Annotated in this window: 11 protein-coding genes; all 11 read right to left on the bottom strand. The window is 49.5% G+C overall.

Going from position 1 to position 20751, the window contains the following annotated elements; translation table 11 throughout:
* Position 1 precedes the first annotated feature (1 nt).
* The 11 genes from asp4 to FOC72_RS06200 all read right to left on the bottom strand — a co-directional run bounded on the left by asp4 (position 2) and on the right by FOC72_RS06200 (position 20524).
* Positions 2-184, bottom strand: a complete 183-nt coding sequence (asp4, locus tag FOC72_RS06150) for an accessory Sec system protein Asp4 (protein ID WP_002895929.1) — start codon at positions 182-184, stop codon at positions 2-4.
* The gene (gene gtfB / locus FOC72_RS06155) at positions 177-1529 is read right to left on the bottom strand and encodes an accessory Sec system glycosylation chaperone GtfB (RefSeq protein WP_002895930.1); all 1353 of its coding nucleotides are present in this window, start codon (positions 1527-1529) and stop codon (positions 177-179) included. The genes asp4 and gtfB overlap by 8 nt, the downstream gene beginning before the upstream one ends.
* Positions 1513-3033, bottom strand: a complete 1521-nt coding sequence (gene gtfA, locus FOC72_RS06160; RefSeq protein WP_002895931.1) for an accessory Sec system glycosyltransferase GtfA — start codon at positions 3031-3033, stop codon at positions 1513-1515. The genes gtfB and gtfA overlap by 17 nt, the downstream gene beginning before the upstream one ends.
* Before the next feature lie 12 nt (positions 3034-3045).
* Positions 3046-5427, bottom strand: coding sequence for an accessory Sec system translocase SecA2 (secA2, locus tag FOC72_RS06165; RefSeq protein ID WP_002895933.1), 2382 nt, complete (start codon positions 5425-5427; stop codon positions 3046-3048).
* Complete coding sequence (gene asp3, locus FOC72_RS06170; protein WP_002895934.1) at positions 5420-5899, bottom strand: accessory Sec system protein Asp3; 480 nt, start codon at positions 5897-5899, stop codon at positions 5420-5422. The genes secA2 and asp3 overlap by 8 nt, the downstream gene beginning before the upstream one ends.
* Positions 5896-7425, bottom strand: coding sequence for an accessory Sec system protein Asp2 (asp2, locus tag FOC72_RS06175; protein ID WP_002895935.1), 1530 nt, complete (start codon positions 7423-7425; stop codon positions 5896-5898). The genes asp3 and asp2 overlap by 4 nt, the downstream gene beginning before the upstream one ends.
* Positions 7415-8995, bottom strand: a complete 1581-nt coding sequence (asp1, locus tag FOC72_RS06180; RefSeq protein ID WP_002895936.1) for an accessory Sec system protein Asp1 — start codon at positions 8993-8995, stop codon at positions 7415-7417. The genes asp2 and asp1 overlap by 11 nt, the downstream gene beginning before the upstream one ends.
* 8 nt (positions 8996-9003) lie before the next feature.
* Positions 9004-10227: an accessory Sec system protein translocase subunit SecY2 gene (secY2, locus tag FOC72_RS06185; protein WP_002895937.1), complete on the bottom strand. Its 1224-nt coding sequence runs from the start codon at positions 10225-10227 to the stop codon at positions 9004-9006.
* 32 nt (positions 10228-10259) lie between these two features.
* Positions 10260-11264 carry a sugar transferase gene (locus FOC72_RS06190; protein ID WP_002895938.1) on the bottom strand — a complete coding sequence of 335 codons (1005 nt, stop codon included), beginning with the start codon at positions 11262-11264 and terminating at the stop codon, positions 10260-10262.
* Between the two features lie 16 nt (positions 11265-11280).
* Positions 11281-14505 carry an SP_1767 family glycosyltransferase gene (locus FOC72_RS06195; protein WP_002895939.1) on the bottom strand — a complete coding sequence of 1075 codons (3225 nt, stop codon included), beginning with the start codon at positions 14503-14505 and terminating at the stop codon, positions 11281-11283.
* Positions 14506-14848: 343 nt separating this feature from the next.
* Positions 14849-20524, bottom strand: a complete 5676-nt coding sequence (locus FOC72_RS06200) for an LPXTG cell wall anchor domain-containing protein (RefSeq protein ID WP_437344466.1) — start codon at positions 20522-20524, stop codon at positions 14849-14851.
* Positions 20525-20751 lie beyond the last annotated feature (227 nt).

The raw sequence follows: 20751 nt of genomic DNA on the forward strand, positions 1-20751 counted from the left end.
TTTATTTCCTCAAGGCTCCAATCAATGTAAAAATCAAGCCAATCAAGATCATCATGCCCAAGGCGATGACAAAGGCCTTGTTGAGATTTTCTCCCAAGCTGGCCTTTTCTTTCTTGGGCTTGGCTTGCTTGAGCTCATCTAACCGTCCCTCAATATCCTTATAAAATAAATCTTTTTTAGCCATGCTGACCTCCTAACAAGCTTTGGAGAGTCTCCTGATAAAGACTGACGGGTACATCATTGGCATGTCGACCTTGAGCTTGCAAGGCCGACCGCATCTGCTCAACACCAGATAAGGCTTCTTCCAAAGTTGATGCCAGTTGAGCTGGCTGGCTGCTGTCGAAAATATGCTGTTGGGCAATGTAGTGCCTGTCATGCAGGGTCTGCTCAAAGCCTAGAATCAAGAGATTGTTCTCAAAAGCCTTGCGAACTGCCTGCAGGACCTGACCTCCGTGATTGATGTCCAGATAAATGTCCGATTCCAAGTAGAGCTGCTCGATCTGCTTGAGACTGGCATTTTGATAAAGGACGACATTTTTATAGGACAGCATAGACAAGAGTTTAGGTGACATTTCCGTAAGGGCAGCAATGCGAAAGACTAGCTGTGGTAGGGACTGAACCAAGGTCTCTAAGCCTTCAATCTGATCCGAATGGGTCAAGATTAAGGCATCTTTTCGTAGGTAGTTGTCCCGCTTGAAGTCATAATGATAGCCCAGATGCAGGAACTTCTGCTGCTGGTCAGTCGCTGCCAGACTCTTGGCCTTTTCATAAGTTGCTAAATCTGGAATGACAATGGTCTGCGTCCGCAGCTGGCTATTTTCCAGAATCAGCTGCATATTGCCCGGAAGCTCGTCATACAGAGGTTCCTGCCAGAAAAGAATATCCTGCCCAGCTCGGCCTGTCAAGCTGTGGGAAACCAGGAAAGAATAAGCCAGCGAATTAAAGAGAATGTGATCCAAGTCAAAGTCTAGCCGCTCTAAAAAGAAACGGATAAAATCCACTCGGCTTTTGAACATCCGCATCGGCTCTTGGTCCAGAGTCAGGATGATGTCACCAGTGGCATGATTTTCCACGATGCGCTCCTGACCGTCTGTGCTATAGTAGGTTGTGTTGAAAGCCTCCTGGCCTGATTTATAGGCTGTTTTGGCAAAGCAGCGGCCTTGCTTATTATAGCGCTCACTCAGTCGCCGCTGGCCTTTTTTATCCAGCCAATCCACCTGTTTGACCAAGCGACCCTTGGCCTGACTTGCATAGTGAATCCGTGCTCTTTCTTCTCCCATGTCACTGACACGCGCCGCCTGATAATCGCCTGTGATTTCCCAGAAAGGTGGCACTGGTACTTGATTGAAAAAGAGCGGGTGGTCTGCTCCCTCTTCATCCCCTAAAAAATAAGTATAGGGGGAAATCATGTCGTCCGGCAGAAAGCCATTGGCCTCAATGACAATGGTCGGACAGTCATAGCCAGCTGCAAGGAGGGAATCATGCAGATCCTGTGTTTCCTGATTGTAATAATCAAAGAGCTGAATCATCTCTGACCTCCTTTAAAAGCTGGGACCAAGCCGCTTCAACCCGGCTGGTCAAATAATTCTCGGCCACTTGATAAGAGTGTTGGCTCATCTCCTGCTGGCGTCCTTGGCTAAAGAGAGCTATTATTTTCTCCACAAAAGCAGCAATAATCTGGTCCTCGACCTGATTGGAACTGACCGGCAGCAGATAGCCATTTTTACCATCATCGATAAAAGTCTGATTGCCATAGCGGACATCAAAGCCGATGAGAGGCAGACCTGATCCGACCGCTTCCATGAGAGTCAAACCAAAGCCTTCACTGGTTGAAGCTGTCAGATAAAGCTCATAGCCTGCATAAATCTGACTCAAATCTGCGTGCCCTTTGAGCCGAATATAGTCCTGAGCTCCTGCTTCCTCAATCTTGCGACGCAGCTTGTCCTCTTCGCCCCCCTTACCGTAAATATCCAGAGTCAGCTCAGGCAACTGGGCATGGGCTTGGACAGTTGCTGCCACTAGCCAATCAATATGTTTTTCCGTAGCGAGACGCGAAGCCGTGATCATAGAGAAAGGCTTGCGAGGCTCTTTGGGATAAGTCAGCTGGTCCAGGCTCCCTACCGGTATGGTAACAATCTTGGGCTGCTTGTCCGAGTAATGCTGGAACTGCTGCTCTAGAATCCTTTTCTGAGCCTCTGTTGCCACGATGAAGAAGTCCACCTTGTCTGCATTGGTAAACTGGTAGTCATAGAAATTGTTCCAGAGAATGTAGTCGTCGCTACTGGCATTTTCACTGAAATGCTCCGCATGGACCACTACTCCCAGCTTAGCCTTCTGGCTCTCTTCAAAGACAACCTGACCAATCCCTGTCTCCCTATCCAAGATGACCACATCATCCGCCTGCAGCTGCAAACACTGGAGAAAATAACGAACCAGCTCAGCCTTGGAATAGAAAATCCGGTCTGGAAAACGATAGAGCTCTTCTTGACCATCCTCTATCAGCATGTCATAGGCAACACTGCCGTCTTCATGGTAGAAACGGCGCTGGTAGAGGGTTGCAGCGTCATTGTGGGGTGCAAAGTACTCGCTGGCATAGCGGACATAGGAGAAATAATCCTTGCGAATCAATCTCCCCCGCGAGACATACTCCACATGCTCCACAAAGTCCTGATCTTCCTGTCGCAGATAGCAAGTGATAAACTGATCATCCTGCGGATAGAAATAACGGACAATCTTGCCCTCTCTCTCCGAGCGCTCCGGCTGACCTGCGACTTGAGCCAACACCTGATCCAGCGTCACCGTCGTCGGTGCAATCTTGATATCAGTAAAGTAATTATAAAGCCAGATAACTTCCTCATCCAGAAAACCAATATTTTCCGTCAGATGCTGAATATTATCCGCTAAAATCATATCCATAAAGATAAACTTAGCCGGCTGCTGGATTCTGCGCAGAAGCTGGGCCCGATAAGCTTGGGCGTATTCTACACCGCTGCTCGCCCAGCCGATGCCTAAGTTGATGTTATATACTGTCATATTCTCCTCGTCTTACGGGAAGTACATGATGACTTCTCCTTTAGGGTTGAGTGCCAATTCACTCATCAAAAGATTCTTGACAATCTGCTGTTTCATGCGCTCCTTCATATATTCAAAGCCATCGTAAGCCTCCTGGTAGTATTCTACCAGAGGGTTTTTCATAGAGAAATGCTGACCGCTCAAGGCTGTCTTGAGCTGCTGCAGATAGTCCACCTGCTCGACCCAGTTCTCATCAATAGCCTTGAGAACGGACACCCGTTGAAAATGGGTAAAGAGCTTGTCAGACTTGAGATAGTCTTTCTTTGCCTGCAATTCCTGCTCGGCAATATCCTGCAAGAGCTCTGCAATTTTCTCCGGCGAATAAATATCGAAATCATAAGGAATACGCTCAGCATGATAGCTGAAATGGTCTAAAATAAAGCGATAGAGGTCAGCTCGCGTCTCATAGGACTGCTCATAGGCCGCCTGATGAATGACCTGACTGAGGACACGGCTGATTTCTTCATCAATCCGCTCTTCAGCTTGAATCAAGCGATTGCGCTCAGCATAGGTAATCTCCCGCTGAATCTTCATACACTGGGCATATTCCAGCGTCATCCGACGGGACATCTTGGCACTGCTTTCGCTCGCTCTCTGGGCCTTAGCTACTAAGCGTCTAAAGCGGCGCTGTCCCAGGTGGACTGGATGCTGCTGAACTTCTTCAGTTGAGTAGTCCTTATAGAACTTCTTGAGCCAATCTGGCCCCCACTTCCTGAGCAGATCATCCTCTAGCGAGATGAAAAACTTACTAATCCCCGGATCACCTTGGCGGCCTGAACGGCCACGAATCTGTAGGTCAATCCGCTGGTTCTCCATCCGCTCAGTACCAATCACCACGAGACCACCCAAATCAGCGACACCCGGTCCCAACTTTATATCCGTACCGCGGCCGGCCATGGATGTAGCCACCGTCACAGCACCTTTCTGCCCAGACTCTGCGATGATCTGCGCCTCACGCGCCGCATTGTTGGCATTGAGCAGATTGTGGGCGATGCCTTCTCTCAGCAGTAGGGAAGAGTAAATCTCTGACATCTCCACTGAGCCGGTGAAAATCAAGAGTGGATTGCCTTGAGCATGGTAGTGCTTGACCTCGTCCAGAGAAGCAAAGACTTTTTCTGGCAGGGTTTGGTAAAGCTGGTCTGGCAAATCCTGTCGAATAACTGGCTGGTTGGTCGGAATCTTGATGACAGACATGGAGTAAGTCTCCATAAATTCGCTCTCAACCACCTTGCCAGTCCCAGTCATACCAGAGATTTTCCGGAAGAGCCGGAAGAGATTCTGATAGGTGATGGAAGCCATGGCCCGCGTTTCCTCCGTCAGCTTGACATGCTCCTTGGCCTCAATGGCCTGGTGCTGGCCTCCCTGAAGCCGGGTCATTTCCAGCAGACGGCCGGTTGCGCGGTCCAGAAGTACAACTTCTGCTTCTTTGTCACCCTGGCGGACAACATAGTCCTTGTCCTTCTTATAGAGTTTATGAGCCCGCAAGGCTAGATTGAGATGGCGGACCAACTCTTGATTTTCCTTGGAAAAAAGATGCTCCAAGTCAAGAAAAGACTCTGCCGCTAAAATACCTTTTGATGTCAGCCAGACTTCATTCTTCTCGTCATCGTAGTGGTAGTCCTCGTCTTCTTTCAAAGTCGTAATGAAGGTATCCATGATACTATAGAAGTTTGACTGAACCCGAGGAGCACCAGAGATAACCAAAGGCACCTGAGCGCTGTCTAAGAGGATGGAGTCAATCTCGTCTATGATGACATAGTTGAAAGGACTAAGATATTGGCTATCCTTATTCTCTGCAAGATTCTCAATCAGATAGTCAAAGCCCAAGGCACTATTGGTCGTATAGACAATATCCGCCTGGTAAATCAGCCGCTTCTGCTTGGGCGTCAGATTTTCAGTCTCATCTGCTACCACCGCAGCCTCAATAGTCAGCCCCAGAAAACGATAGACCTGCCCCATTTCCTGAGCATCCCGCAGAGCCAGATAGGTATTGGTGGTCACCAACATAGCTCCTTGACCAGACAGGGCATTGAGATAGAGCGGCATGGTAGCCGTCAGGGTCTTACCCTCGCCTGTAGCCATCTCAGCGACATTGCCTTCATGGAGAACAATCGCCCCCATGACCTGAACATCGTAGGGGAACATGCCCAGCACCCGCTTGTCCGCTTCCCGCACCACAGCATAAGCCTCCGGCAGCAGGTCGTCTAAAGTCTCACCTGCGGCCAATTTCTCCTTAAATTCCTGAGTTTTCTTCCGCAGCTCAGCGTCTGACAGGCCAGCCATTTCTGACTCAAAGCTCTTGACTTTGGCTAAGATTTTCTTTAAGCGCTGAATTTGAAAATGATTTTTAATCATCAGACTCCTCTATGATTTGGTCAATGTTTAGGCAATGAAACTCTAAGGACTCAACTCCTGCACTCAGCAGCTGAACCTTATAGCTATAGGCTTCGTTTGGGTAGGTAAAGATCATACTCTCCGAGCGCTCCACTTGATTACTGATTTCTTTCTCATAGCGGTCAAAGAAGATGATTTTCAGAAAGACGCTGGATTCAGGATAGGTGGTCATATCTCTAGACAGGCAATAGCGAGCTCCCTTTTTGAGCAAGGGGAGAGCAGGCACCTGCCGGTCTCGCTGATAGTTCCATTTGGAAGACCATTCATGGATGGTCTGGCCGGATGCCATCAGTTTATTTTCAAAAAATATATGTGAAGGGGAATGAATAATAAGGGTAGTTCCATATAGATAGGTAAAGTCAGTCATTTTACCAGCTGCCGAAACCCCTCTCAGCTCTCCCCAGTAAATGCCCTTTCTTTTTTGAATGTTCATTTCTTTCTCCCAAATTCCTTTTCCAATATCATTCGATAATAATTCATAAACCAAGATATAGCTATAGTAGAGTCATCATTATGCCGACCAGGGACACCTCTGCTAATCAGCTTAGCTTCGGTTAGATGAAGAGCCGCTACCAGGTCCTCATAGGCCGTCGGATCATAGTCTTCTTCCTTCATGTAGGCGATACCAAAGGTCGTCCGGCTGAAATCAGCCTTCTCAAACTTACGCCAGTAGCGGCGATTCAGCTCCTCTACATGCTCCAGATCTTTGCCACCTGTGTGACGGTGAAGGACATCTAACGCCGTCGGAAAGACCTTAGGCAGGCGTAAACGACCACGTTGGGCAATAGTGCCTAGATTTCCCAAGGGCTTGGACAAAACAATAGCCCGCGGACGAAACTCTGAGCCGTAATAAACCGCACCGTAGGTCCCCATAGACATACCTGATAGGATTAGATCCCGCTCGGTAAAGCCCAGAAAGTCCAAATGCTCTTGGATAATCTTATGAATACTGCTCTCCAGCTCCTGACTGCCCAGATAAAACATACCGCCATCCACGCGCGGATCTGAAAACAAGAGAAAAGGACAGCCTAAACTCCGCATCATTCCAAAGCCCTCGAAGCCTTCCGCCCGACGGTAACCAGAGAAATAAACAGCCAAAGGCGGCTTCAAATCACCCGGATAAAAGAAGTAATTAATCTCCTGACGGTGGCTATCACGAAAAATCTTCCCACCCAGAACATACTTACCAAACTCATAGCGGGTCAAGCGCTGATGCAGAGCGCCGACCTGAATCCGTCCCTCGCCTCTAGCCTCCAAACTGACGCCCAGATAGGAAGTAAAGTCATTGTCCAGAACCATGGATTCCCGCATATCCTCTTCTGCGAAAACAGTCTCGCGAGCAATGTCTGCAGTCGAGCCTTCCTGGATATTATAGAGGCGCAGCCGCAGCTCACAGCTGCCTGACTTTTCATATTCAAGCCAAAGTTCAACTGGATTGAACTTGTTGGCTATAATATTGTATTTCCAAGACAGGATTGACTGAAAGTCCTGACCAAAGTCACCTTCCAACTCTAGATTTTCATAGCCATTGTAGCAAATCTTGCCCCGAAATCCGGGGCTAACCACCATATCAAGCGGGGTCATCTTATCCCCATATTGACCGGAAAAGAGAGCCTTGGACAGCTTGCGGAGCAGGTCAACTCGATCGCTCATATCCGTCGGCTGAGCACAGTGACGCTTGAGGAAGTACTCAATATCCGCTTCCTGGGTTTCCTGTTCCTGATCATAGAAAACTGTATAAGGAATAATCTTGGACTCAATCATAAACAAATCTGGAATCCGACGCAAATCGTCCACCAGAATCGCATCAAACTTGCCAATCTTATCCATCTCCATGACCTTTTTGATAGCTAGATTGGAGTTGGGAAAGAAATAATACCAGGCCATATTGTCCGGAATAGCAAGCTCCTTGCTCCAATCGCTTGAGCCAATCTGTAAGATTTTCAGCTTATTTTGCATTCTCAGCCTCCTTGAGCCACTGCTCCCACCGGCCAATCAGCTCCAGACCAGTATTATGATGGATTTTTTCAATAGAATAAATCAAGGCCTGGTTCCAATTTTTCAAACCTTCCAAGTAATAGTCTGCAGCAGTCGGAACATCAGAGATAGAGCCCAAGATATAGCCATTTTGCAGATGGGTCACATAGTCCGAGCCCACCAGATTGATCTGCGGAATCCCAGCAGAAATCCCAGCAATCTGCGTATAGAGATTGGGCTGCTCACTCAGGTCAATGATTAACCTCGTATCGTCCAACTCCTGAATCAAGCTGAGCTCGTCCGTGATATTCTTAATAGTGAAACGGAGGTCCTGCTCCTGATTTTCCAGCAGGGCATTCTCAGCCTGCTCACTGCGGCGGTAGTTCTTGACAAATTCATATTGATTCAGATACTCATCAATAACCTCCCGCACCTTGGTCTCCACCTTTTGGATTCCTTCCTGCCAGGCATTGTAAACACCGATAGTCAGCTCCGTATCCGGATGCTTGGCCACATAGTGGAGAACCTTGAAAACGGCATAGTCATTAAGCCCTTCTTCCAGATTAATCTGATAAAAAATCTTGGATTCACGACGACGCTGGCTCTTGCCCAGCTGCAGACGAGTATCAAAAGGCGACAGGTAATGCACCTTCTGAGCCTGCCCAGGCAGGTAGCGCTGAATAGCCTTCTTGAAATCCATACGATCAGTCAAGACTAAATCTGCCTGCTGCAAATCTGCTTCTAAAGCTGGCCAATCTATTGTATGATTGCGCTCGTGGAAAAAGCTGAGAATAATTTGAACATTCTTAGGCAATAAGCGCAGAATGGCTTGAGTGTATAAAGGATGCGCTGCCAGGACGAAGCGGCTGTCCGGTTCTGCATTACGCTCGATATAGTGGCCCAATTTCTCCAAAATCAAGTCCGGCATCCGCTCATACTCCAGCTTATCAAAGTCCAGTAAGTAAGCAGGATTAACCTCTACCCGAAAGTCGTCAGGCTTGAGATGCTCACGAATCCGCCAGTCACCATCCGGCTGCAGGTAGTCCTGATAAAGGGGCTGCTCCTCTTCATAGTAGGTAATACTGGAGACAAAGCCCCGATCATCAAAGATATAAAACTTCTCCAGCCGGTCATCCTTGAAAAACTTGATGAAGCTGATAAAGCCTTCTACTCCAAACTCGACATGGGCATAGAGCTGTCCCTGCCTGCGGACCATGATTAGAAAGGGCGTATAGACAAACTCACAGTCTGGTTCCCAATCCAGATCCTTGATTTGCAAGACCTGCATTTCTTTAGACTGGATTCCCTGAATCTCATCAAAAACCGAGTAATAGTCCGTCTCAAAAATATCCTGCCGATGCAAGAGGTAGCGGGCATGCGGCATATAGGCTGGCAAAAGCAGTTGGACTGGCAGATTCTCACTTTGAAAAATCCGAATCTGATGAATCGAGTCATCAAACTCCAGTCGCTGCATGGAGCGGTACCAAGGGACAATATCCCGGTGCCAAACCCGATTCCCACTGCCACTCCATGAAGGAATAAAGTAATACATAGTTTCTCCTATAACAATGAACGATAACGGTCATTAAGCGTCAAGGCATCCACCTCGTCCTTAATAGAAAAGACCATCCCGATAAAAATCATAAAAATCCCCGGAATCATACTGAGCCGCAGATAGCGAATGTCCAGAAGGACCACCATCATAGGCAGACCAGAAATCAGGATAAGATAGAAAGCCCCCACTAGTGCAAAATAGGTCACCAAACCATTGATATACCGGCGGGTTGCTCCTCCCGGATAAACATTTTCAATATACTCTCCACTCTTCTGCATCCGCTCAGCAATCTGGTCGCCACTGATATTGATAAAGGCGAAGGCCAGTGCCAGGATGAAAATAGTCAGCAGATAGAGGATAAACCAAGCTGGACTTCCCATAGACAGTGCTTCTATCCAATGGTCAATCAACTGGTTGTCCGGCTGGAGAAAGTGGATTATCAAAAGGAAATACTGGGGAATGCTGACCAAGGTCATAGCGTACATAATCGGCATCCCACCAGCAGGATTCAGACGAATATCCAGATAAGAGTATTTCTTGAAACGGTTATGGATATTGATCTTATTGACTGGAATTCGGTACTTGGACCGTTCAACTGTAACAGCCAGATAGAGAAAGACTAGACTGAAAACCAGCATCAAGGCCAGCCAAAGTGAAGAAATCTTCAGCTCCTGAATGGAGTTCCAAATATCCTGCGGAATGTAGGCAATCATGCTGGCCATGACAATCATGATGGAGCCGCCAAGTCCCATGGCAGCATTCAAATCCGTCAGCCAGATGAGAAAGTAAGTCCCAGCCATCAAGACCAAGGTATCTAAGACCATAATCGTAGTCATATCCACCCCACCTGCTTCTTGCAATGGCAGATTTAGGACCAGCGCTACTGACTGAATCAAGGCAATGACCAAGGTCAGCAGCATCCGCCGCCTTTCCTGCACTTCCAGAGGGAGCTTACTCAAGCCTAGGCGCTTGGACACAGCAAACATCTGCCAGATCAGCATAGAGGACATCCAAGGAGACAAGCCGACAGAAAAGAGCGACATACTGCGCAGATTCCCCCCCATCAGGGCTGTCGCATAGTTCAAGGTCGTAGAGGTTCCGTCCATGGCAGCTGCCTTACTCATATCGACGAAAGGCAGGGTCAGCTTGGTTCCCAAGACATAGATAAATAAGAAAAATAAGGTCCACAGAAACTTCTTGATAATGACCGATTTAAAAAATGACTTCACACTGACTCCTCATGACGATGGCTGGAAAAGCTCTAAGATAAGACTTCCATCACCGCATCTACTAAGACTTTTTTGCTAAAATAACCTTCCTTGAGCAGGAAAGAGAATTTTCTAACCCGCTCGACCATAGCCTGATATTCCTCTGCAGTCAGATTTTCAACAATCCGACTGGCCTCTTCCAGACTATCTACAACAAAGCCCAGACCGCGCTCGCGGATCAGCTCTGCATTGGACAGGTAAGAAGGGACGATGACCGGAATCCCAGCTGCCAGATAAGTGGCAGACTTATGAGAGATATTGAGACCGTAGTATTCCGGCTCGTCTGCTGGATTTTCCTCAACACCCCAGACCAGACCCAGACCGCCCTTGGACAGCTCCAAGAGCAATTCTGGCCGGCTGACCCAGCCGCGATAGCTGACATTGGCCTCTGGATTTGATTCTTCCTCAGGCGAAAAAATCTCCAGTGGCGTTGCATAAGACCAATTAATCAGATGTGGAAAACGCTCCACACTTCCGGCAAAATACAGCTTAGGTGCAAACTGAGGCTGGTGCAGGGGCAGATCATAGGGATGATCCCACATGCGCTGGACCAAAATCTTGTCCACAGTCAGCCCCTCTGCCAGAAGTTTGTCCCGCATCTGCTCAGAAGGAACGATGACTACATCTGACTGATTGTACATATCGATATACTCCGGCATCAGATAGTAGTTTGACGGGAACATCAGCGGCGGCACATCATGGATAAAGGTAATCAGCTTAGCCTGCAAAATCTTCAGTTTGCTGATAAAGGCCTGGTCAAACTCCCGGCCATTCCAAGTCGGCGACTGATAGATAACCACATCGCCATAGCCCACACTAGCCATGATACCGTCCAGACGACGACTGAGCTCCGACTGGCTATCGCTGTAAATATCGTAAAAATAAAAACTCAGTTCATTGAAGCCCAGCTGCTTGGCTAGCTTGGTCACATCATTCTGGGCAATCAAAGCCGTACTCTGGCCAGACATACCGTATAGATTGGTAATATTAACTTTCATATTCTTTTTCTAATCTTCATTCCTGAGCCAGATTGGCAACAATCTGACTGTCATAAGCTTGGTCGTCTCTAAACTCAATATCCTGATCAAAGTTGTGCTCAGCCGTATGCTTGTGCGACAGCTTGACCTTGTGGCTAGCTCCCATCTGGAACCATTCATACTCTGAGTCAATATGCCCAATATCCAGCGCTCGATAACCTTCCTGAACCAGATCATAGACCAAGACCTTGGCCGTCGGACCCAGCATGGTCAAAATCAGACGATTATCCGCATGCTCTCGAACAGCCTGCTTAATCGCCTCCAGCTTGCTGTAAGCATTGCGCGAAGGACAGATAATCCGCTTGATGGATTTAGCCCCATCAAAGAGGTCATTGCCCACACCAGAGCGGGAAGTCAAGCCCTCTACGATCAAGAGATCCTTGTCCTGCCAAAGCTGCTTAAGCTTTGCAAAATAGCCCGCAGACGGCGTCTTATCTTCCAAGTCAATATAAGGACGGGAAATAAAGGTCGATCCATACCAAGGTGCTCGGCAAATATTTTTATATTTCTCAAGAAAATGTGGCAAATGATTTAGACTCCAGAAATTCTGGGCATCGATGGAATAGCGCTCTAGCCCTGTAAAGACATCGGGCAGACAAATCATCAAACGCTCATTGCTTTCCATAGACATAATCTCTCTCAAGCGTGATGACAGCTCTGGATCAAAGTCTTGATAGACGATACTACGGCCCGCAATCAAATCCATCTCCCCATCTCCAAAACGAACCACTGAAGCACCTTTCTCCAAGAGATAATCCAGCGATTGGTCAATAGAGAGTACAGAAATCTGCCGCTCCTCAGGCTCGGCCAAGGCTAGTTTCTCAATAGCCTGCACCATGGCTTCAGGATTATCAGCTGGAAAGACTTCCTGCCCCTGCTGGCCATGGACTATACTATCAAAGGCAAAGACTGGCTTGCCGGCAGACTTAAAGCGAGCAATAATGTCCCCTACCTCATCACCAGCATTGATATCCAGCAACAGCTGAGACTTGGTTTCCAGCGACTCCAAGAGAGCCGGAATGCCCGCAATATCTGAACTGACGCTGACATTAGGATACTGGAGCAGACGCGTGATTGGCTCTGCTACCACTACCGGTGCAGCGATGTAGAAATGACAGGCAGGCAGGGATTGAATCAGATAGTTGATATGCATCAGGTCACAAGAGTAGGTGTAGACTAGGCAGGACAGACTTGAGCCCCTTTCACCTTCCACCATCTTTTGAGTCAGGGCTCCGACAGGCTCCTGCATATCCGACCAATCCAGTCCCTGATAGAACCACCAGACCTCACGATAGATAGACTGGGTATACTCTTTCCAAGGCTTGCGCTCGGTCAGATAGTGAATCACAGGCGGATAGAGACCTTTTTCAGGTTCATAGTCCGAAAAGGTCGTGTGTAGCGTAATGCAGTTATAAGCAAAAGGCAGCTCCAGCCAGCGGTTTTCAAAGAGCATATTGAGAATGCTTTGATCATCCTGAGTAACTTTATCATGTAAGTTATCAGTCATCTCAATCAATTGACCCGCAATATCGTTTTCTCTCCAGTAGTTCACATTAATTAGTAAAACACCTGAATTAAAAATCTGCTCGCCAAAGTAAACTTCTCCACCCAGATCTCTTACCGCTCCAAGCGGATAGGAACCTAAATCAACTGCAAAAATTTCCGATAAATCACGAGTTACTACAATATCGCAATCCAAATAAAGAGCTTGATCTTCCTGTACAAAAGTAGCCGTAAAATATCTCAAAAAAACTGAATAATGGATATTAGTCTTATATTGACTAATATGACTGCCATCCACCCGAGCATTGACAATCTGGCAGTCCAGCTTGGCCAGCTTTTTCCGCATGCTGACAAACCACTCTGTCGGAAAATCACTGTTGATGACATAAAACTTGATAAAGCGATTGTGGCAGACGATGGACTTAATGGTGGTTAAGACCTGCTCACTATAGGCAGCATTAGCCGCCAGCACCACAGCCCGAAAGACTTGCGGCTTCTCTTTTTTCATCAGACTGCGCAGCTTTCTCACCATCTCCTGAGGGTGCTCATGGGGATAGACCAGTTCTTCCTTTTCATTTTTCTTAGTATTGTCAAAAGCCAGAACCGGCTTGCCAAGTGCCTTGAAACGACTACTCAGCTGATAGTGCTCGCTTCCATGGTGAATATCCAAATAGACCTGGCACTTATCAATGAGCTCATCCAGCACTGCATGAATAACCTGCGGATAGAGATGGATATTTTCATAGCGATCCAAAGAGCGCAGATAATCTCCCATATCTGTGTAACAGGCTATATAAAAATGAACGCTAGGCAGGGACTGGGCTAAAAATTCAATCTGCTCCAGCTCCTGTACATCTGTCAGGAGCATGCAGTTCAGAGCTGCCTTCTCCCAACGGTCTTGCATCTCAAACTCTCCCCGATGATGGGCTGAAATCTCCGCCAAGCTCAAGGCCTGAAAGTCCCACCAAAGCTGACGGTAGCGATAGCTGATCTCAGAATTCCAAGGCTTACGGTAGGTCGTATAATGAATAATCAACGGCTCCTGAGCCAGCTCAAAATGACCATCCCAGCCGCTGTAAAAGGCCACTAAGTCATGGCCTACCTGCAGATTGTAAATCTTATCCAAGGGCAGCCAATCCTGAGCCAGCACATGATTTAAAACTGTCTGATCGCCGTTAAAATCCTCCATCTGGCCAGACTGGACCAAGCCCATGATGCGGTCCGTTTCCTTGATAAAGATCTCCTGCAGCTGCCTTTCTTTCCAAGCTCGATTATCAATTAGCAGAACGCCAGAGTTAAAGCCATAACCGCCGGCATCTCCAACCGCTGCCACAAGCTTACCTTCCAGAGGAATATCAAATAAAGGTTGCAAATCTCTATTGACCACCAGATCACTGTCCAGATAAAGGACGCGCTCCTCTGCCACAAACTGCGGAATGAAATAGCGAGCATAGGCTGCTGAGCTGATATGGTCCTGAGTCAGCCACTCTGGACTGATAGTCACTTGCTCCAAGCTGATATTGACCAACTCACTATCCAGCTGCTCAGCCAGCTCATTAAAATCACGAAACCATTCGTCGCTCAATCCCTGATTGAAAACATAGATTTTTACATTTTTATTGTAATATAAAATCGACTTAATTGCAGTCGAAACTTGCTCTTGATAGGCCTGATCCCCAACCAAAACAATCGTTTTCATTTCTTCCCTTACTCTTTCATTTCATAAACTCTAAAACATCATTTCTATACTTGATATTATATAAAATATTGTCCAAAAAATCTATATTCTCAAAGACTTTCCTACAGAATAAAGAACACTTTTTTCTACTAAATTGTCAAAAAAACAGGAAGTTGTCAAAACTTCCTGTTTCTATTGCCTCTCGGTTTCTTTTTACTAGTTTCTAGTCTAGGATTTTAGGAAGCAAGCACCAGAAATAATCAAATTATTTCCTTAAGGCTTACTTTGTCCATCACTTCCACAGCTCACTAACAGAGTGGACTTTTGACGGACTAAAAGATAAACTGATTGGCTCTATTTACTGCTACTCCTCAGAGTCGCTTTTCTTTTTACGTCTCTTGAAGGCCAAGCCCAATGCTCCTAAGCCCAAAGCCAGGATGGAAGCCTTGCTCTCCGTTTCCCCTGTCTGAGGCAGACGACCTCTGGAAATCAGATCCAGTTCAGACTGTCTTGCTGAAGCGGACAGGCTTTCAGATGTGCTCTGACTAGCTGACAGGCTCGTAGACAGGCTTTCCGATACAGACTGACTGACACGAACAAGCTCACTGAGGCTGACTGCTGCTGACAGTGACTCACTTGTAGAAATGCTTAATGAGTAGAATTCCTTCTCATGAACCAGATCCAGCTGACTATGCAAGACTGATGTGCTGGTGCTTACTGAGGTAGACTCACTGATTGACTGAGAATCACTAATCGAAGCACTTTCTGAACCAGACAGACTAGCCGAAGTGCTGGCAGATTCTGAGGCACTTACTGAAGCAGATATACTTGCCAACGCTAAAGCAGATGCACTTACTGAAGTGGATTCGCTCGTTGAAGCGGATGCACTGGTGGATGCGGATGTACTTGCTGATACTGATGCACTGGTTGATGCGGACATACTTGCGGATACTGAAGCGCTCGTGGAGGCAGACTTGCTTGCGCTCACTGACGCACTTGTAGACGCGGACGTACTTGCACTCACTGATGCACTTGTCAATGCAGACGTGCTGGCTGATACAGATGCACTCGTTGAGGCGGACGTGCTGGCGCTCACTGACGCACTTGTAGACGCGGACGTACTTGCACTCACTGATGCACTTGTCGATGCAGACGTGCTGGCTGATACAGATGCACTCGTTGAGGCGGACGTGCTGGCGCTCACTGAAGCACTGGTCGATGCAGATGTGCTTGCTGATACAGATGCACTCGTTGAGGCGGACGTACTTGCGCTTACGGACGCACTCGTGGAAGCAGACATACTTGCTGATACGGACGCACTCGTGGAAGCGGATGTACTTGCTGATACTGATGCACTGATTGACGCTGATTCACTCGCTTTCGCAGATGAACTAGTTGAAGCTGACGTGCTTGCACTTGTAGACGCGCTCGTTGATGCGGACGTACTTGCAGATACTGACGCACTGGTTGACGCAGATTCACTTGCAGATACAGATGCGCTGGTAGACGCTGATGTGCTGGCAGATACAGATGCGCTGGTAGACGCTGATGTGCTTGCAGAAACTGATGCACTCGTTGAGGCAGATGTACTTGCACTTACGGATGCACTCGTCGATGCAGATTCACTTGCACTCACTGACGCACTCGTCGACGCGGATGTGCTTGCGGATACGGACGCACTCGTCGACGCGGACGTACTTGCACTCACTGATGCACTCGTCGATGCAGACGTACTTGCACTTACAGATGCACTCGTCGATGCAGATTCACTCGCTTTCGCAGATGAGCTAATTGAAGCTGACTCACTTGCTGAAACTGAGGCGCTGATAGATGCAGACGTGCTGGCACTTACTGAGGCGCTGGTAGACGCTGAGGTGCTGGCTGATACTGAAGCACTCGTGGAAGCCGAGGTGCTGGCAGATACTGATGCGCTGGTAGACGCGGATGTACTTGCTGATACTGACGCACTCGTTGATGCAGACGTACTTGCAGATACTGACGCGCTTGCGGACGCAGATGTGCTTGCACTTACTGATGCACTCGTTGAGGCTGAGGTGCTTGCGCTGACTGACGCGCTAGTAGACGCTGAGGTGCTTGCACTCACTGAAGCACTTGTCGATGCGGATGTGCTTTCAGATACAGACGCACTCGTGGATGCAGACGTGCTTGCACTTACTGATGCGCTGGTAGACGCGGATGTACTTGCTGATACTGACGCACTCGTGGAAGCCGAGGTGCTGGCAGATACTGATGCGCTGGTAGACGCGGATGTACTTGCTGATACTGACGCACTCGTGGAAGCCGAGGTGCTGGCAGATACTGATGCGCTGGTAGACGCGGATGTACTTGCTGATACTGACGCACTCGTTGATGCAGACGTACTTGCAGATACTGACGCGCTTGCGGACGCAGATGTGCTTGCACTTACTGATGCACTCGTTGAGGCTGAGGTGCTTGCGCTGACTGACGCGCTAGTAGACGCTGAGGTGCTTGCACTCACTGAAGCACTTGTCGATGCGGACGTGCTTGCAGATACAGACGCACTCGTTGATGCAGACGTGCTTGCACTTACTGATGCGCTGGTAGACGCGGATGTACTTGCTGATACAGACGCACTCGTGGAAGCCGAGGTGCTGGCAGATACTGATGCGCTGGTAGACGCGGATGTACTTGCTGATACAGACGCACTCGTGGAAGCCGAGGTGCTGGCAGATACTGATGCGCTGGTAGACGCGGATGTACTTGCTGATACTGACGCACTCGTTGATGCAGACGTACTTGCAGATACTGACGCGCTTGCGGACGCAGATGTGCTTGCTGATACTGACGCACTCGTTGATGCAGACGTACTTGCAGATACTGACGCGCTTGCGGACGCAGATGTGCTTGCTGATACTGATGCACTGGTGGACGCGGACGTGCTTGCACTCACTGATGCGCTCGTCGATGCGGACGTACTTGCTGAAACGGACGCACTGGTTGAAGCGGACGTACTTGCAGATACAGAGGCGCTGGTAGACGCGGACGTACTTGCTGATACAGATGCGCTCGTGGACGCCGATGTACTTGCTGATACTGACGCACTCGTTGATGCAGACGTACTTGCAGATACTGACGCGCTTGCGGACGCAGATGTGCTTGCTGATACTGATGCACTGGTGGACGCGGACGTGCTTGCACTCACTGATGCGCTCGTCGATGCGGACGTACTTGCTGAAACGGACGCACTGGTTGAAGCGGACGTACTTGCAGATACAGAGGCGCTGGTAGACGCGGACGTACTTGCAGAAACTGACGCACTCGTTGAAGCGGACGTACTTGCAGATACAGAGGCGCTGGTAGACGCGGACGTACTTGCACTAACTGACGCACTGGTTGAGGCTGAGGTACTTGCACTTACTGATGCACTCGTTGAGGCTGAGGTGCTTGCGCTGACTGACGCGCTAGTAGACGCGGAGGTGCTTGCACTCACTGAAGCACTTGTCGATGCGGACGTGCTTGCACTCACTGACGCGCTCGTGGACGCGGATGTACTTGCACTTACAGACGCACTCGTCGACGCGGACGTGCTGGCACTTACAGACGCGCTCGTTGAAGCGGACGTACTTGCAGATACAGACGCGCTAGTCGATGCGGAAGTACTTGCAGAAACTGACGCACTTGTGGAGGCTGACGTACTTGCACTTACCGATGCGCTAGTCGATGCGGACGTACTTGCTGATACAGATGCGCTCGTGGACGCCGATGTACTTGCTGATACTGACGCACTCGTTGATGCAGACGTACTTGCAGATACTGACGCGCTTGCGGACGCAGATGTGCTTGCTGAAACTGATGCACTGGTGGACGCGGACGTGCTTGCGCTCACTGAGGCACTGGTTGATGCCGATGTGCTTGCACTCACTGACGCGCTCGTGGACGCAGATGTGCTTGCTGAAACTGATGCACTGGTGGACGCGGACGTGCTTGCACTCACTGATGCGCTCGTCGATGCGGACGTACTTGCTGAAACGGACGCACTGGTTGAAGCAGACGTACTTGCAGATACAGAGGCGCTGGTAGACGCGGACGTACTTGCACTAACTGACGCACTGGTTGAGGCTGAGGTACTTGCACTTACTGATGCACTCGTTGAGGCTGAGGTGCTTGCGCTGACTGACGCGCTAGTAGACGCGGAGGTGCTTGCACTCACTGAAGCACTTGTCGATGCGGACGTGCTGGCAGATACAGACGCACTTGTGGAGGCTGACGTACTTGCACTTACTGATGCGCTGGTAGACGCGGATGTACTTGCTGATACTGAAGCGCTAGTCGACGCAGACGTGCTGGCTGACACTGATGCACTCGTTGATGCGGACGTGCTTGCACTTACCGACGCACTTGTTGAAGCCGAGGTGCTTGCAGATACTGACGCACTCGTCGATGCGGACGTGCTTGCAGATACTGACGCGCTTGTGGACGCAGATGTACTTGCAGACACTGACGCACTCGTCGATGCGGACGTGCTGGCAGACACTGACGCGCTTGTGGACGCGGACGTGCTTGCACTCACTGATGCGCTCGTCGATGCGGACGTACTTGCTGAAACGGACGCACTGGTTGAAGCAGACGTACTTGCAGATACAGAGGCGCTGGTAGACGCGGACGTACTTGCACTAACTGACGCACTCGTTGAGGCTGAGGTACTTGCACTTACTGATGCACTCGTTGAGGCTGAGGTGCTTGCGCTGACTGACGCGCTAGTAGACGCGGAGGTGCTTGCACTCACTGAAGCACTTGTCGATGCGGACGTGCTGGCAGATACAGACGCACTTGTGGAGGCTGACGTACTTGCACTTACTGATGCGCTGGTAGACGCGGATGTACTTGCTGATACTGAAGCGCTAGTCGACGCAGACGTGCTGGCTGACACTGATGCACTCGTTGAAGCTGATGTACTTGCACTTACGGACGCACTCGTCGACGCGGACGTACTTGCGGATACTGAAGCGCTAGTCGACGCAGACGTGCTGGCTGACACTGATGCGCTAGTCGACGCGGACGTACTTGCACTCACTGATGCACTCGTTGAAGCAGACGTACTTGCACTTACTGATGCACTCGTCGACGCGGACGTACTTGCGGATACTGACGCACTCGTTGAGGCGGACGTGCTGGCAGACACTGACGCACTGGTTGACGCTGATTCACTTGCGGATACTGAAGCGCTTGTGGACGCTGACGTACTTGCGCTTACGGACGCGCTGGTCGATGCCGACGTACTTGCACTTACCGATGCGCTAGTCGATGCGGACGTACTTGCTGATACAGATGCGCTCGTGGACGCTGACGTACTTGCTGATACTGAAGCACTCGTGGAGGCAGACGTACTTGCTGATACTGACGCGCTAGTAGATGCTGACGTACTTGCTGATACTGACGCGCTAGTCGATGCGGACGTGCTTGCACTTACCGATGCGCTAGTAGACGCTGAGGTGCTTGCAGATACGGATGCACTTGTGGAGGCTGAGGTGCTTGCACTCACAGATGCACTTGTCGACGCTGAGGTGCTTGCAGATACAGACGCACTTGTCGATGCTGACGTACTTGCGCTCACTGACGCGCTAGTAGATGCTGACGTGCTGGCAGATACAGACGCACTTGTCGATGCTGACGTACTTGCACTTACTGATGCGCTCGTGGACGCTGACGTACTTGCACTCACTGACGCACTCGTGGACGCGGACGTACTTGCTGATACGGACGCACTCGTCGATGCTGAGGTACTTGCGCTGACTGACGCGCTCGTAGATGCCGATGTGCTTGCGCTGACTGAGGCACTCGTCGAGGCGGATGTACTTGCGCTGACTGAAGCACTCGTTGAAGCAGACGTACTTGCACTTACTGATGCGCTCGTGGACGCGGAGGTGCTGGCGCTGACTGACGCGCTCGTGGACGCGGAGGTGCTGGCGCTGACTGACGCACTTGTGGACGCCGATGTACTTGCTGATACTGAAGCGCTAGTCGACGCAGACGTGCTGGCTGACACTGATGCACTCATAGAAGCCGAGGTGCTTGCAGATACTGACGCACTCGTCGACGCAGACCTACTTGCGGATACTGATGCACTCGTTGAAGCGGACGTACTTGCGCTCACTGAGGCAGATGTACTTGCACTTACCGACGCGCTCGTGGACGCGGATGTGCTTGCAGATACAGATGCACTTGTGGACGCTGAAGTACTTGCGCTTACTGATGCACTCGTCGATGCTGAGGTACTTGCACTTA

Source organism: Streptococcus sanguinis, from assembly GCF_013343115.1.
GTDB classification, from domain to species: domain Bacteria; phylum Bacillota; class Bacilli; order Lactobacillales; family Streptococcaceae; genus Streptococcus; species Streptococcus sanguinis_H.

What these genes read in the sequence shown, in the direction of transcription:
- FOC72_RS06195 (WP_002895939.1), bottom strand. Translation starts at nt 14,505, where the DNA reads ATGAAAACGATTGTTTTGGTTGGGGATCAGGCCTATCAAGAGCAAGTT.
- asp1 (WP_002895936.1), bottom strand. Translation starts at nt 8,995, where the DNA reads ATGTATTACTTTATTCCTTCATGGAGTGGCAGTGGGAATCGGGTTTGG.
- asp4 (WP_002895929.1), bottom strand. Translation starts at nt 184, where the DNA reads ATGGCTAAAAAAGATTTATTTTATAAGGATATTGAGGGACGGTTAGAT.
- gtfA (WP_002895931.1), bottom strand. Translation starts at nt 3,033, where the DNA reads ATGACAGTATATAACATCAACTTAGGCATCGGCTGGGCGAGCAGCGGT.
- secA2 (WP_002895933.1), bottom strand. Translation starts at nt 5,427, where the DNA reads ATGATTAAAAATCATTTTCAAATTCAGCGCTTAAAGAAAATCTTAGCC.
- asp3 (WP_002895934.1), bottom strand. Translation starts at nt 5,899, where the DNA reads ATGAACATTCAAAAAAGAAAGGGCATTTACTGGGGAGAGCTGAGAGGG.
- gtfB (WP_002895930.1), bottom strand. Translation starts at nt 1,529, where the DNA reads ATGATTCAGCTCTTTGATTATTACAATCAGGAAACACAGGATCTGCAT.
- FOC72_RS06190 (WP_002895938.1), bottom strand. Translation starts at nt 11,264, where the DNA reads ATGAAAGTTAATATTACCAATCTATACGGTATGTCTGGCCAGAGTACG.
- asp2 (WP_002895935.1), bottom strand. Translation starts at nt 7,425, where the DNA reads ATGCAAAATAAGCTGAAAATCTTACAGATTGGCTCAAGCGATTGGAGC.
- FOC72_RS06200 (WP_437344466.1), bottom strand. Translation starts at nt 20,524, where the DNA reads ATGAGTGCATCAGTGTCAGCCAGCACGTCTGCGTCGACTAGCGCTTCA.